This window comes from Alcaligenes sp. NLF5-7 (assembly GCF_024266725.1).
Taxonomy (GTDB): domain Bacteria; phylum Pseudomonadota; class Gammaproteobacteria; order Burkholderiales; family Burkholderiaceae_B; genus Alcaligenes; species Alcaligenes phenolicus.
On the sequence record NZ_CP100755.1, the window covers coordinates 2,451,262 to 2,465,223 of the forward strand.

The 13,962-nt window shown below is 55.3% G+C and carries 16 protein-coding genes and 1 tRNA gene; 8 read left to right on the top strand and 9 right to left on the bottom strand.

The features are described from left to right. Nucleotides 1-36: 36 nt before the first annotated feature. From nrdR to MID00_RS11275, 3 genes are all read left to right on the top strand, one after another. A complete protein-coding gene (nrdR, locus tag MID00_RS11265; RefSeq protein ID WP_003801815.1) occupies nucleotides 37-498 on the top strand; it encodes a transcriptional regulator NrdR in 462 nt (153 codons plus the stop codon). Nucleotides 499-502: 4 nt separating this feature from the next. Then, complete coding sequence (gene ribD, locus MID00_RS11270) at nucleotides 503-1,651, top strand: bifunctional diaminohydroxyphosphoribosylaminopyrimidine deaminase/5-amino-6-(5-phosphoribosylamino)uracil reductase RibD (protein ID WP_254498830.1); 1,149 nt, start codon at nucleotides 503-505, stop codon at nucleotides 1,649-1,651. 140 nt (nucleotides 1,652-1,791) lie between these two features. Next, nucleotides 1,792-1,882: transfer RNA gene (locus MID00_RS11275), tRNA-Ser, on the top strand. Between the two features lie 143 nt (nucleotides 1,883-2,025). Here the strand turns inward: MID00_RS11275 and MID00_RS11280 are convergent. Beyond that, complete coding sequence (locus tag MID00_RS11280) at nucleotides 2,026-3,009, bottom strand: GlxA family transcriptional regulator (RefSeq protein WP_254498831.1); 984 nt, start codon at nucleotides 3,007-3,009, stop codon at nucleotides 2,026-2,028. A gap of 166 nt (nucleotides 3,010-3,175) precedes the next feature. Here MID00_RS11280 and MID00_RS11285 point away from each other — a divergent pair, with 166 nt between their 5' ends. The 4 genes from MID00_RS11285 to MID00_RS11300 are packed head-to-tail and all read left to right on the top strand — an operon-like array spanning nucleotide 3,176 to nucleotide 6,314. After that, nucleotides 3,176-3,613: a hypothetical protein gene (locus MID00_RS11285; protein ID WP_254498832.1), complete on the top strand. Its 438-nt coding sequence runs from the start codon at nucleotides 3,176-3,178 to the stop codon at nucleotides 3,611-3,613. Between the two features lie 39 nt (nucleotides 3,614-3,652). Then, complete coding sequence (locus MID00_RS11290) at nucleotides 3,653-4,867, top strand: MFS transporter (RefSeq protein ID WP_254498833.1); 1,215 nt, start codon at nucleotides 3,653-3,655, stop codon at nucleotides 4,865-4,867. Further along, on the top strand, nucleotides 4,800-6,104 hold the full coding sequence (locus MID00_RS11295) for an aminotransferase class V-fold PLP-dependent enzyme (RefSeq protein ID WP_254498834.1): 1,305 nt from the start codon (nucleotides 4,800-4,802) through the stop codon (nucleotides 6,102-6,104). Before MID00_RS11290 ends, MID00_RS11295 begins: the two co-directional genes overlap by 68 nt. 12 nt (nucleotides 6,105-6,116) lie before the next feature. After that, nucleotides 6,117-6,314 (top strand): hypothetical protein, encoded by a 198-nt coding sequence (locus tag MID00_RS11300; protein ID WP_203145455.1) that lies wholly within the window; start codon nucleotides 6,117-6,119, stop codon nucleotides 6,312-6,314. A gap of 85 nt (nucleotides 6,315-6,399) precedes the next feature. On the opposite strand, the gene MID00_RS11305 is transcribed toward MID00_RS11300, so the two are convergent. The 8 genes from MID00_RS11305 to MID00_RS11340 all read right to left on the bottom strand — a co-directional run bounded on the left by MID00_RS11305 (nucleotide 6,400) and on the right by MID00_RS11340 (nucleotide 12,981). After that, nucleotides 6,400-6,807 (bottom strand): YgiW/YdeI family stress tolerance OB fold protein, encoded by a 408-nt coding sequence (locus MID00_RS11305; RefSeq protein ID WP_254498835.1) that lies wholly within the window; start codon nucleotides 6,805-6,807, stop codon nucleotides 6,400-6,402. An 87-nt stretch (nucleotides 6,808-6,894) separates the two neighbouring features. Continuing rightward, nucleotides 6,895-8,295 carry an ATP-binding protein gene (locus MID00_RS11310; RefSeq protein ID WP_254498836.1) on the bottom strand — a complete coding sequence of 467 codons (1,401 nt, stop codon included), beginning with the start codon at nucleotides 8,293-8,295 and terminating at the stop codon, nucleotides 6,895-6,897. Further along, a complete protein-coding gene (locus MID00_RS11315) occupies nucleotides 8,292-8,960 on the bottom strand; it encodes a response regulator transcription factor (protein ID WP_009460700.1) in 669 nt (222 codons plus the stop codon). The genes MID00_RS11310 and MID00_RS11315 overlap by 4 nt, the downstream gene beginning before the upstream one ends. 146 nt (nucleotides 8,961-9,106) lie before the next feature. Beyond that, nucleotides 9,107-9,823, bottom strand: a complete 717-nt coding sequence (gene arsH, locus MID00_RS11320; protein WP_302329851.1) for an arsenical resistance protein ArsH — start codon at nucleotides 9,821-9,823, stop codon at nucleotides 9,107-9,109. Beyond that, nucleotides 9,810-10,241: an arsenate reductase (glutaredoxin) gene (gene arsC, locus MID00_RS11325; protein WP_060186680.1), complete on the bottom strand. Its 432-nt coding sequence runs from the start codon at nucleotides 10,239-10,241 to the stop codon at nucleotides 9,810-9,812. The genes arsH and arsC overlap by 14 nt, the downstream gene beginning before the upstream one ends. 22 nt (nucleotides 10,242-10,263) lie before the next feature. Next, the gene (locus tag MID00_RS11330) at nucleotides 10,264-11,553 is read right to left on the bottom strand and encodes an arsenic transporter (protein ID WP_254498837.1); all 1,290 of its coding nucleotides are present in this window, start codon (nucleotides 11,551-11,553) and stop codon (nucleotides 10,264-10,266) included. Nucleotides 11,554-11,642: 89 nt separating this feature from the next. Further along, nucleotides 11,643-11,966: a helix-turn-helix transcriptional regulator gene (locus tag MID00_RS11335; RefSeq protein ID WP_254498838.1), complete on the bottom strand. Its 324-nt coding sequence runs from the start codon at nucleotides 11,964-11,966 to the stop codon at nucleotides 11,643-11,645. A 157-nt stretch (nucleotides 11,967-12,123) separates the two neighbouring features. After that, nucleotides 12,124-12,981, bottom strand: a complete 858-nt coding sequence (locus tag MID00_RS11340; protein ID WP_250756099.1) for a LysR substrate-binding domain-containing protein — start codon at nucleotides 12,979-12,981, stop codon at nucleotides 12,124-12,126. 362 nt (nucleotides 12,982-13,343) lie between these two features. On the opposite strand from MID00_RS11340, the gene MID00_RS11345 reads away from it, so the two are divergent. Continuing rightward, complete coding sequence (locus MID00_RS11345; protein ID WP_254498839.1) at nucleotides 13,344-13,961, top strand: LysE family translocator; 618 nt, start codon at nucleotides 13,344-13,346, stop codon at nucleotides 13,959-13,961. Nucleotide 13,962 lies beyond the last annotated feature (1 nt).

The window sequence follows — 13,962 nt, forward strand, 5'->3', positions numbered from 1 at the left end:
TCCAGCCGGAGCGGGCCGTGAGGCCCGCGATCTTGAATGAAGTGTCCGTTCTGCCACCATGCCGATACCCAGGTGATCGACTCTCGAATCACCGAAGAAGGCGACGCCATACGGCGACGTCGTAAATGCTCGGCCTGTGAACGGCGCTTCACGACTTACGAGCGTGCCGAGCTGAGCCTGCCGGTTGTGGCCAAGCGCAATGGCACTCGTATGGATTTTGATCCCGCACGTTTGCGGGCGAGCATGGGCGTTGCACTGCGCAAGCGTTCCATCCCCATGGCTCAGGTCGATGCCGCTGTGCAGCGTATCGAAGAAAAACTTCAACTGACTGGCGAGCGCGAAGTCTCCTCCGAGACCATAGGCGAGCTGGTCATGGCCGAGCTCAAGCAGTTGGACCAGGTGGCCTATGTGCGCTTTGCCTCGGTCTACAAGAGCTTTAAAGACATCCGCGAGTTCGTAGAGGCGATCGACGAAATGAACGATCCCGACCGCGGCTAAGGCTATGGTCGAGCAAGAAGACGTCATCTGGATGCGGCAAGCCCTGGAGCTGGCCGAGAAATCCCTTTATATCAGTGCCCCCAACCCGCGAGTCGCCTGCCTGATCGTGCGCGATGGCCAATTATTGGCGTCGGGTTCAACACAGCAAGCGGGTGGCCCCCACGCAGAAGTGATGGCCTTGCGCCAAGCCAAAGAGCGCGGCGTCAGTGTGGCCGGTGCGACCTTTTACGTCACCCTGGAGCCTTGCAGTCACCACGGGCGAACCCCTCCTTGTGCCGATGCGCTGATCAAAGCAGGCGCTGGGCGTGTTGTCTTTTCCATGTACGACCCCAACCCCTTGGTGGCTGGCAACGGCGTTTCACGCTTGCGTCAGGCGGGTATTATCGTAGATGGCCCCTTGTGCGTAGAGCAGGCGCTGGCGATCAACGCCGGTTTCTTTGCCCGCATGACACGTGGGCGTCCCTGGTTGTGGATGAAGATGGCCGCTTCGCTGGATGGCCGCAGTGCCTTGCCGGACGGTCGCTCTCAATGGATTACCGGGCCGCAGGCTCGTGACGACGGTCACCACTGGCGCGCCCGCAGTTGCGTCGTGCTGACAGGCATCGGAACCGTGCATGCCGATAATCCCTTAATGAATGTGCGTGCGGTTTCTACGCCGCGTCCCCCGATCAAGGCTGTGCTGGATACGCATTTACGCATGGACCCGAAAGCTGCCTTGCTGGACGGCACGCCGTGCTGGGTATTCAGTCACCGTCGTGATCCCGAGCTGGAGGCGGAGCTGGCAGATCGAAATGCACAGGTTATTCCCATGCCCTTGCACGAAGGTCAGGTGGATGTCCGTGCCGTTCTGGACTGGATGACAGATCAACAGATCAATGAAGTCCATGCAGAAGCCGGTGCTCGCCTTTCCGGTGCCTTGATTGATGCGGGTGTAGTGGACCAATTACTGATGTACCTGGCCCCCAAGATCCTGGGGCAGGGACGAGGCGTGGCCGATATTACCGAACTGGCCGGGCTGGACGATGTAGAGCCGTTTGAATTTACCGATGTGCGCTTGCTGGGTGCCGACCTGCGCGTCCTGGCGCGCCAGCGCGATCATTGGGAAGCCTTGCTGCGAGCGGTGGGTGGAGCTTATCCGCCGGACTCGGAATAAGCTGTTTGTCCGCTTTACTGTTTAGTTGCTACTAATTAGCCGAAGAAAGAATTTGAGCACTTGCGTTACAAGGATAAGTGCTGCTATTATTATGGACTTGGCGTTAGCAGCTTCAAATTGCTTGGCCAAAAGAACAGTTAGGACAGGTGGCCGAGTGGTTGAAGGCGCACGCCTGGAAAGCGTGTATACGTTTATAGCGTATCGGGGGTTCGAATCCCCCTCTGTCCGCCAGAATTCAAAAGCCCCCGCACAGCAATGTGTGGGGGCTTTTTTCTTGGCTGCGTTTTACAGAGTCGGTGAAATTAATAATTCATTTGTAGTCAGGCTCTGCGTCGTCGTTGCAAAAAAGGTCGCTGACCGGGAACCGCGCAAGATCAGCGCAGGCCTTGAGAGTCTTGCCTTTGCTTATCTCGCCATTTTGAGGGAGGAAGTGTTTCGTGTTGCCGCCAGGCGGCTCGAAATGATTGCAAGCTGGCAAAACCGCAATGCTCAGCAATTCGCTCAATAGACCAGTCGGTATCCATGAATAATTGGCGCGATCTGTCCAGCCGCATGATCTGTTGGTACTGCTTCAGACTGATGCCGCATTCTTTCATGAACAGGCGGCTCAGATGCCTGTAGCTGACTGAAAATTTTGCTGATAAGGATTCGTTGAGCGGGGTTTGAACCGTCTGCTGTGCCAACCAGTCTTGCACTTCATGAATCAAGGGATGTTGGTGATTGCGATAACTCAGATGGACGCTTAACTGCGGGTCTGCTTCCAGACGACGAAACTGAATCAGATTTTCGCGCGCGATACGTGCGCTGATTGCGCTGCCGAAATACTGGGTGATCAGGTGCAATGCCAGATCTATTCCTGCAGAAACGCCAGCTGAGGTAGAGATAGGACCATCCTGCACAAGGATGCGTTTGCTGATAACCCGTGCTTGTGGCGCAAGTTGTTGCAGGGTCTTGAGGTGATTGTGATGTGTCGTGCAGAGGCGACCATCCAGCAGTCCTGCTTGTGCCAGCAGCACAGCGCCTGTGCAAACGCTGGCGATCACTATTCCCGACGGTAGCTTGCCCCCGATATCACGTAGCCATTGCGTCACTTGTTGCTGTGCCGGCGTTGCGGGGAGTTCGGCCTGGATTTTGCTTCCGACTACGACAACGACATCTCCTGCGATCAGACGCTTGGGAAGAGGAGCAATCGCGCTTAGAAAAATCCCCTGGTAGCTTTTGATGTGGGATTCCGGCCCGACACACTGGATCTTGATGTCGGCTATATCCAGTTCTGTTAGAGAAGCAAAAATCTGCATAGGCCCTCCCAGATCCAGGATGTGCATCTGGGGAAGGACGACAAAGAAAATCCGTTTCATGTGTTATTCGGATGAATCATTGATTTGATTTAGCGATGTTATCGCTTTTTATTCCTTTTTCTTAATGGTGTTTTCTTTTCTATTTATGTCCTGAAACAGTCTGGAGCCTGGATGGTCGAGAATTTACGATAAACAAGAAATTTTTACATCGAAAGGATTTGTCCTCGTGGCGGAAGAATCAAGAGTCATTGAGCTTCATTGGAATCCCGCTTTTACGGGAGCAACGGGGGCCGGGGTGCTGGAGCGTATCAATATGACGGTCGCTGATAAGGGCACGCTGGGGTTTGCCTCTGAGCTGTCGGGAGAGCAGGCGCGTCTGTTCCTGGACGCCTTGAACCGCAAAGTGGCAGACGGCGATACGCAAGCCTTGTATGCCAGCTATGCCGGTCAACCCGCTTTCTTTGTGATGATGAATTTGAGTGGCATGCCCAATTGCCGACACAGTGCTGAACTCGCCAAGGCGGTCGTGGCGCCGGGGTTTCGTGGACAAGGTTTACCGAAACAGGCGCTGGAGGCCGTGGACCATACCTGCACCTTGTTCTGGAACATGTATGACAACTTGCATAGAGAGTACTGTCAGCCAAGCCCCGTTCGTCTGAGTTGATTCGGTGCGCCATTGAAAATCTGAGGTGGATGTTGCTTCATGCAAAACAAGAATGTTGTCCGCTCTCTGGTCGGGCTGGGATTTCTGGCCATGTTTCTCTCGAGCGCGTTCAAAGGGGTTTTCCAGGTTTATTTCAATGACCTGGCTCTGTCTTTTGAGCGCGGCCGATCAGATTTCGGTTTTGTGGGCGGGGTGTTCCTTTTGGTATCCGGGCTGGCATCGCCGATGGTCGGTGCCTTGTCGGATCGCTTTGGGCCCATCTGGACCGTCTTGATCGGCAGTGTGCTTGGAGGGGGAGCATTCCTTTTGCTTGGCCTTCTACCTCATCAGTACTGGCTTTTTGTCATTTTGTATGGACTTTTGGCGGCGTTTTCTCTGGCGGCGATGACGTTTGTGCCCATGGGCATATTGGTTGACCGGTTGTTCGACCAGAAAAATAAAAGCTTCGCTTATGCCTTGATCACTAATGGCACGGCAATTGGATTCATTGTCCTTTCCCCATTCTGGTTGTGGTTGCAAGCCCATTTCGAATGGCAGCAGGTCTTTTTTGTTGTTGGTCTGCTGTTCCTGGGGCCTTTGGCCTTGCTGTTCTGGCTGGGGGCACGAGTGCCTTTGCCTGCGAAAGAGTCTGTCGGACATATTCAGGAGAAACGCGTTGGCACTTGGCCTGTCGTGTTGCGTGATCCTGGCTTTTACGTGCTTGCCTTTGGTTTCTTCGGCTGTGGGGCGTCGATGGCGTTCATTGACGTTCATCTGGTGCCTTTATGGCGCGATGCCGGGGTGAGCCGCGCAAGTATGGGGATGAGCTTGAGCTTGTTTGGCGTGCTGGAAATGATTAGCGGTTTAGCGGCTGGCTGGTTGGCGCTGCGCTTCTCCCAGCATCGGCTGCTGGCGGCATTCTACGTACTACGCTGTCTGGCCATGAGCTTGTTATTGGCTCCCTCCGGGATAGTGACGACCTATGTCTTTGCGGCTGTATTTGGGGCCAGTTATCTCGGAACGGTCATTTTGACCTCAGCGATCTGCCTGGATCGCTATGGAGGCGCCGTCAAGGGTCAGGTATTTGGCATGCTTTTTCTGGTTCACCAGATCGGCGCTTTTGGGTCTGCTCAATTAGGTGCTTACGGTTATGACCGTTTGGGTAGCTATCAGGCCACAGTCATGGTCCTGGCCATGCTGACCGCGATTGCCGGTATTTCTTCACTCTTTCTGTCGTCTGTTGCTTTTCGACGGACTCAATCTGAATTCAACTGAGATCTCCATGATGTTCAATGACCAAGGTGCTACTCAAATGCTCAGGATTGGACAGGGTATCGATGTCTCTGACAGCTTTTGCGAGCCGCTTGCACTGACCTCTGCCTATTGCTTCAGTTCAGCCAGTGAGGCAGCCGCTCGTTTTGGCGGGACGGAGCCGGGCAATGTTTATAGTCGATTTACCAACCCAACAGTAAAGACGTTCGAGCAGCGGGTTGCCTTCCTGGAGGAGGCTGAGGCGGCGGTGGCGTTTGCATCCGGCATGGCTGCATTGTCAGCGGTGGTGATGGCGTTTGCCGCGAGTGGTCGCAATATCGTGTGCGCACGTGATGTGTTTGGCACGACTCTGACGATGTTGCGTCAGCACTTTTCCCCTTATGGCGTGGAGGTGCGCGTCGTTGGCATGTTGGATTACGACGCTTGGGAAAAGGCGATCGATAGCGCTACCTGCCTGCTTATTGTTGAAACTCCAGCAAATCCGATGCAGCAGGTTGCCGATATTGCCCGGCTGTCGCGCATGGCCCATGCCCATGGGGCATTGCTCCTGGTAGACAGCACCATGCTGACCCCAGTTTTGCAGCGACCATTGAGGCACGGCGCGGATCTGGTATTGCACTCTGCCGGTAAATATATGGATGGCCAAGGGCGGTGCATAGCCGGTGTAGTCGGTGGGGCCGAGGCATTGATGCAGCCACTGCGGGCGGTGTTGCGTTCGCAAGGAGCCTGCCTGAGCCCTATGAATGCCTGGTTACTGCTCAAGAGTCTTGAGACGCTTGAGTTACGTATGCAGCGCATCAGTGCCAGCGCACTGTCGATAGCGCGTTGGCTGGATAAGCATCCGAATGTCGGTTCGGTGTTTTACTCGGGCCTGGAGTCGCATCCCTGCCATGAAATCGCTTGCGCGCAGCAGGCCGGCTTTGGAGGGGTGGTCAGCTTTGAAGTGGGCACGAGCCAAAAAGAGGCTTGGGCTTTCATGGATGCTTTGCAGCTGATTTCAATTGCCACCAATATTGGAGATACACGCAGCATGGTCACGCACCCGGCATCAACGACACATGGACGCTGGTCGCCGGAGGATCGCATGCACTGCGGGATTGGGGACAATCTCGTGCGCTTGTCTGTGGGCTTGGAGTCACTTGCCGACTTGCAGCAGGATATTGATCTGGCACTCCAGATTGCCCTTGCTCAGAAGGATCAGAGTGTGCGGGGCTACTCCTTGCTTGAGACGCTGGAATGAGGGGGGGGACCGATGTTTTTGACGTTGTTGTTTTCTGTCGTACTGACTTTCCATGCGCTGGTGCTGTCAGATAGCGGGCGACGCTCCAAGCAATGGTTTCGGTATCTTGTTATCAGCTTGATGGCTCTGTTGCTGAGCTTGCCGATTGATTTTGCCACCCTGAGCGACCGCCGGATTGACGGCCTCGCCTTTGGTGGCTTATGCGGTTGATGGCTGAGGGGGCCTGGTACCGGATAAGCCCATTGGTTTCAGCTTGTCCGGTACCAATTCCACTGGGACATCAGACCAGGCAGGATCAAGGAATCAGGCTCAGGCGGTCGACTTCAAATTCGGTTTTGCGCAGGCCTTTGTCGAACTCGCCCGTCAGCTCCACTTTCTGTTCGGCGCTGATGGTTTGACCAGCCGGAAAGTCCTTGTTGTCGATCTCTACCGTGATACGGCCGGTGGCATCTTCAAAAATATAGCGCTCATCACCTTCAAACGACACCAGACGGCCTTGCAAACGCGCGATTTGATCGTCGCGGCCGGTTTCCAGGAGCTGCTTGATGGTCATGAGCGGCACATTGTTAGGGCCAGAGTAGGAGCCGGTAGCCGTGGCGGCTTGAGGGGCATTGCTTGGGCCTGTGTAGTTGGCTGGTTGCGCGAGGGCAGCGGTGGCGCTCAGAGCAAGTACGGCAGCAAGAGTGGGTAAAGTGAATCGCATGATTGAGTTTCCTGTATCGGGTTATCGGGTCAATGTTCCGCCGATTGCGGAATAGTTTTATTAGACCCCCCGAACCTGAAGGCAATCTTAAGATACGTAATTGGGTGGGAAATCCAGCACGACACTCAGACCCTGGCCGTCCAGCCCCTCTTCAAAGGAAAGCGTGGCCTCGTGCAAGGCCGCGATGCGGGCCACGATGGACAAACCCAGTCCGTTGCCTGTTTGGCCGGTTCCCAATACGCGAAAGAAGCGTTCTCCCAGTCTGGGCCGTTGTTCGGGGGGGACGCCAGGCCCATTGTCTCGGACCGCAAGGCGTACACCGCCATCGTGTCTGCGTGTTGTTTCGACCCGTACTCGGACGCCTGCGCCGCCGTAGCGAATGGCATTGCCAATCAGGTTACGTAAAGCGCTGTTTAACAGCACTGGCGCCGCCTGTATGCTTGTGACGGCCAGGGCTCTTTCCATGTTGATGGATGTCGAAGGCAGGGATGGAATCAGACTGTCCAGGACCTGATTCAGGTCTACGGTTTCACGCTTCAAGGGTTCGGCCTGCGGCTCCAGTCGCGTCAGGGCGAGCAGGCTTTCTACCAGGGCGGTACAACGGTCCAGGTCCGCACGCAATTGCTGCAGATGGGCTTCAGGCAGTTGCAGCTCGCGCTCAATTAGTTGAACGCGCATGCGCAGCCCGGCCAAGGGCGTACGCAGTTCGTGTGCGGCATCGGACGTAAAGCGCCGTTCACTTTCCAGTGCGGAAGACAAGCGTGCCATGAGCGCATTCAATGCATCCAGCATGGGTTGCAGCTCGCGTGGGGGATTTCCGCCTTCTACAGGAGTGAGGTCATCAGACGATTTGGAATTGATGCGTTTAGCCGTGTCCTCCAAAGGACGCATCAGGCGTCGGATCAGGAACCAGCTGGACAGACCCAGCAGCGCCAGTAGCCCCACTGCGGGCCACACCAGGTTCTCGGCCATGTCTTCGAGCAGCTCCAGGCGTTCTTCCATAGGCTGGCCAACCTGGGCTGTGACCCCTCCGGCTCCGGGGCGCACGTAAACCCGCCAGAGTTCGTCATCAACCCAGACAGTGGTGATTTGCTTGCGTTTCGCCTGGGGGATAAAAGCCGTTTTGGGAGTGTCGTCGCCGCGTAGCAGTACCCGGCCATCTGCGGCCACGAGCTGGTAATACATGCGCAGCTTGAGAGCCGCGTCACGGTTCAGTCGTGTGTCTGTTGTATTGGCAGAAGCCTGCGCCTCTTGCGGGTCCAGCATCAGTACCAGACGTGCCCCTTCTTCAAGGGCATCATCAAGCACATCGCCGGTTGCGTGCCAGGCCACTCCGACTACGATGGCCAGGCTGACCAGCCACAGCCCAATACTGGTGCCCATGACGGTAAGCAGCAGACGACGTCGTAAGGACCAGCCTTTCGGGCGTGACACCGGGGACTTGGCGGTAAAGCGGATACGCGTTAGTTTCTGGAGCAGGTTTTTCATGCGGGTGCCAGAACGTAGCCTTGATTACGTACGGTGACGATGAAGTCACTGCCCAATTTCTTGCGCAGATTGTAGATGTGTACTTCGATAGCGTTGCTTTCCACTTCTTCGCTCCAGCCATAAAGGGCTTCTTCAAGCTGGGCACGACTCAGAATATGGGTGGGATGATGCATCAAGGCTTGCAGAACAGCGAATTCGCGTGCTGTTACGGCCACAGGCTTGTCGTTCAAGGTGACGCGCTTGGCTGTCGGGTCAATGGCGACGGGACCGTGACGCCATTGGGGAGAGGCTTGGGCGGCACTGCGGCGCAAGGCCGCACGTACTCGCGCGGACAGCTCCTCAAGATCAAACGGTTTGACCAGATAGTCGTCCGCGCCCAGATCCAGACCCTGTACCCGGTCAGCCAAGGTATCGCGCGCAGTGATCACAATGACGGGCACTTGTGCGTGAGATCCGCTGGCTCCTCGCAGACTGCGTAAAACCGCATCGCCGTCCACACCGGGCAAGCCCCGATCCAGCAAGATGCACTGATAGGTATGAGTGGCCAGGGCTGTGGCAACTTGATCGCCACGTTGCAACCAGTCCACAGCATAGCCGTCCAGATGCAGCCAGGACTGCAAGGAACTGCCCAGCGAAGGATCATCTTCGATTAAGAGAATACGCATGTGCAAAGCCTGGCAGGGAAAGATGAAGGGAAACTGATGTAGCTGCGGGGTATGAGGTAAAGCAGGGGCAAGCCCCTACCTTGTTTGTATAGCGACTGTGTGTTTTTGAAAAGTGCAGCGAGGTGTTTTCCGTTCTGATTGGCGCGCTAGATGCTGCGCTGTTGTACCCGTGCAGACAGCTCCTGCGCCGTCTCCTTGCGCTCGCTATATCGATCCACCAGATACTGCGCACAGTCACGCGTCAGCAAGGTGAACTTCATCAGTTCCTCCATCACATCCACCACGCGCTCGTAGTAGGACGAAGGTTTCATGCGGCCTTTTTCGTCAAATTCCAGAAAGGCTTTGGCAACCGAAGACTGGTTGGGGATAGTGATCAGGCGCATCCAGCGGCCCAGAACCCGCATCTGGTTCAAGGCGTTAAAGGATTGCGAGCCGCCTGACACTTGCATCACGGCCAGTGTTTTGCCTTGTGTTGGGCGTACAGCACCGATGCTTAACGGTATCCAGTCAATTTGTGCTTTCAGAACGCTGCTCATGGCACCGTGGCGCTCGGGCGATGTCCAGACCATGCCTTCGGCCCACTGCACGAGTTGGCGCAACTCCTGCACTTTCGGGTGGTCTTCTGCTGCACCGTCGGGCAAGGGCAGGCTTTGCGGGTCGAAAATTCTGGTTTCTGCACCCATTGCTTCCAGCAGCCGTGCTGCTTCTTGTGTCAGAAAGCGGCTGTAGGAGCGTTCTCTCAGGGAACCATATAAAAGCAGAATTCGAGGTGGGTGTGTGGCGCGTGCTTGAGGCAGCAGTTCTGCCATATCTGGAGTGTTAAATGCGTGCTCGTCCAGATTGGGTAAATCAGGCTTGCTCAATTCTTTGTCCTTTTTCATCAATAACGGCTTGGCCGTCTTCTTTCCGGAAGGCACCTTGTTGTGCTTGGGGAAGTATCTCCAGCACCTGTTCCGAGGGACGACACAAGCGCGTTCCCAATGGGGTGACAACAATAGGGCGGTTGATCAGAATCGGGTGCTGCAACATGAAATCAATCAGCTGTTCATCGCTCCATTTCGGGTCGCCGAGCCGGAGTTCTTCATAGGGCGTACCTTTTTGTCGCAGGACTTCACGCACGCTCAGGCCACAGTTTGCGATCAACTTAGTCAGCGTGCTGCGGTCCGGCGGTGTTTGCAGATACTCGATGATGGTGGGTTCTTGCCCGCTATTGCGGATCAGGCCCAAGGTGTTGCGCGAAGTGCCGCAGGCGGGGTTGTGATAGATGATGATGTCTGTCATGGCGCGATCTTGATATCAGGGTTTAGTGGGCGATACCCAGTCGCAGCGCCAAGGCTGCCAGGGTGATCAGCAAGACGGGTGTGGTCAGGATGGCTCCTACTTTGAAGTAGTAGCCCCAGCTGATTTTTGTGCCTTTCTGGGCCAGGACATGCAGCCACAGCAAGGTGGCCAGACTGCCTATAGGTGTGAATTTCGGGCCCAGATCGCTGCCAATGACGTTGGCGTAAATCATGGCTTCCTTGACGACGCCCTCGGCGCTGGAAGCGTCAATGGACAGGGCGGTGACAAGGACCGTGGGCATATTGTTCATCACCGAGGACAGCAGCGCAGACAGGACGCCGGTACCCATGGCCGCCGCCCACACGCCAGCTTGGGCGAACTGATCCAGCAATAAACCCAGGTAATCGGTTAGCCCGGCATTGCGCAGGCCGTAAACCACCAGATACATGCCCAGCGAGAACACGACGATTTGCCAGGGGGCGCCACGCAGCACTTTTCGTGTGCTGATGACTGTGCCACGGGCGGCAACCGCCAGCAAAATGATGGCGCCTGCTGCGGCAACCGCACTGACAGGGACACCCAGGGGTTCCAGTGCAAAAAAGCCTGTCAGCAATAACGCCAGCACCATCCAGCCAGCCTTGAAACTGGCCATGTCCTTGATAGCTTCAGCAGGCGCTCTTAATTGTTCAAGGCGATAGTGGGCGGGAATGTCGCGACGGAAGTACAGCATCAGAACGACCAGGCTGGCCAGTACAGACACGATGTTGACGGGTGCCATGATGGCGGCGTAGTCCGTGAAGCCCAGTTTGAAGTAGTCGGCAGAGACGATGTTCACCAAATTGGAGACGACCAGCGGCAAGCTGGCTGTGTCCGCAATAAAACCAGCTGCCATGACAAAAGCCAGAGTTGCTGCCGGTGAAAAGCCCAAGGCCAGCAACATGGCCATGACAATCGGCGTCAGAATCAGTGCGGCTCCGTCATTGGCAAACAGGGCAGAGACTGCTGCGCCCAGAATCACGATAAAGGCAAAGAGCTTGCGCCCGTTGCCGGCTCCCCAACGGGCGACATGTAGGGCGGCCCATTCAAAAAAACCTGCCTCGTCCAATATCAGGCTGATGATGATAATGGCGACAAATGTGGCGGTGGCGTTCCAGACGATATTCCAGACCAGGGCCAGGTCAGTCCATTGCACGACGCCAGACAGCAAGGCAGCAACTGCGCCTAAAGAGGCACTCCAACCAATGCCCAAACCTTTGGGCTGCCAGATCACCAAGGTTAAGGTAGCGATGAAAATGAGTACAGCAAGAAACATGACGGAGTGTTCTGATCAGAGGGATAGCCAGCAAGGCAGTTAAGTTTCGAGTGGTTTTTGCAGGACGTGGATATCAAGTGTCCGGCGCTCTAGCAGTTCTGACACAGGTCTTGCGTTGGGAGGCAGGTTTGACCCTGACAGCAATTCTCGGTCAGATAAGTAAGCAGATCGTTCATGGCGGGAAAGCTGGCGCTGTAGAGCAGATTGCGACCTTGCCGCTCGGCGTGGATCAGCCCGGCATTGCTAAGCTCCTTTAAATGAAAGGACAGGGCGTTGGGGGCAATGCCTAGCTGCTCAGCCAGAGAGCCGGGTGTCAGTCCGGTGGGCCCGGCAACAACGAGTGCGCGGAAAACCCGTAGGCGGGCTTCGTGGGCCAGAGCGGCCAGGGAGCGGATAACTTGAGATTCTTCCATGGAGTAATAATACAACAATTCAAGAATTATTGAATGAGTTATTGCTTTCCAATCGCAGTACTTTTGCGGACTGCTTATCTATTTGAAAGACAAAGTCACGATGATGTTCTGGTATAGCGCGTATGGCCCATTTTGCTGTTTGCCGCCAGCACTGGGCTTAAGCCGCCAACTGCTCACTTAACCAGTCGGCAAATACTTCCGCACGCGGGTTTTGATCCAGAGCCTGGGGAGAGAGCAGGTAGTACGCCGAGCCGTCCGCAATGAATCCTTGCGGGGCAATGAGCTGACCGCTTTGCAGTTCATCTTGCACCATCAGATGCGACACAATACTCATGCCTTGTCCGGACAAGGCGGCCTGGATACATAAATAAAAATGCTCTAGTTCCAGCTTGTTGGCAGAGCGTATGACTTGGCCGCTAAGTCGCGCCCAGGTGGCCCAAGCTTGCGGACGGGAGCTGCTTTGTATCAGCACCTGTTTGGCCGTGTCCTGGGTGTGGGGATAGTGGGGCTGGCAGACCGGCCCTATCATTTCTTCGCACAACTTCAGGCCGCAGACCGAGTCTGCCCAATGAAAGTCGTCACGGCGTATGGCCAGATCCACTCCCATTTGAGCAAAGTTCACTGGTCCCCCGGCTGTAATCAGATGCACGGTGATATTGGGGTGCAGAGTGTGGAAATCCCCCAGTCGGGGTATCAACCATTTCATTGCAATGGTTGGCTCGCAGGAAACGACCAGCGCATGTTCACGCTGGGTCTGCTGCAACTGATACACCACGTCTTCCAAGCGCTCGAACATGGGCGCGGTCACATGCAAAAGCTGGCGGCCTGCCTGTGTCAGAAATACAGCTCGATTGCGCCGTTCAAACAGTTCTACCCCCAAAGATTCTTCCAGCGCCCGAATCTGGCGACTGACCGCGCCGTGAGTGACATGCAGCAGCTGGGCTGCCTGCACAAAGCTGCCTGCCTTGGCGGCCGTGTCGAAGTAGCGGAAGGCCGTGAGATTGGGGATTTGCATGGTCGATGAAAACTCACAGAAATAGCGCAGGAATTATCGTTTTTAAATTAGCACAGGATTATCAATAATGAAATCCTGAGAGCGAATATTCAAACAAGAAAACGATAGAAGTTTGGGAGGGTTTTTCTTGGGTTTTGAAAATCTGGATTGGTCCCGTTGAGAATCGCAAAAACTATATAAATTGGATGAATACATAGCTCACCAGGAAGGGTTTTCACATTCCAACTGGAGCGGTCTTTACAGACTGGTAGATCGTCCGCGAAGGAACGATCTCATTCCTAGAGTGTAGGGCTTGCTCTGCGGTTTGGCTGCCCTTGACCTGGCTGGTCACACCGATTTCATCAAACTTAGGCTTGTTAAAAATGCATGAACTGTTGGCCGTTGCCACTATCACTATCCTGGCCGTGATCAGCCCAGGCCCCGACTTTGCCATGGTCACTCGTAATGGCTATTCCTTTGGCCGCAAGATTGGCCTGATTTCGGCTCTGGGTATTGCTGCCGGGGTGCAGGTGCACGTGGTCTATACGGTACTGGGCGTTGCGATTCTGATTACTCAGTCTCCCACCTTGTTTCTGGTGATGAAAGTGGTGGGGGCATCGTACTTGATGTACCTGGGCTATCAGTCTTTCCGTAATCGCACTGTTTTGAATACGGACGGCGAGGCAGGAAATATGCCCAGCGCCTGGCAAGCTTTTGGCATGGGGTTTTTGACCAATGCCTTGAATCCCAAAACCATGTTGTTTGTGGTGGCCACCTTTACGCAGCTGGTGCAGCCGGATGCATCGTTCTGGCTGAATTTCGCTTATGGATTTTTCATGTCTTTTGCCCATTGGGTCTGGTTCAGCATTGTGGCGCTGGTGTTCTCAAACAAGCGCTTGCGGGCAGCCATGCTGGCCCGGCAAAGATTGCTGGACAGGGTGATAGGCGTGGCCTTGTTCAGCTTGGGCGCTTCGCTGCTATTTGCCAACTCGGTGTCTTAGG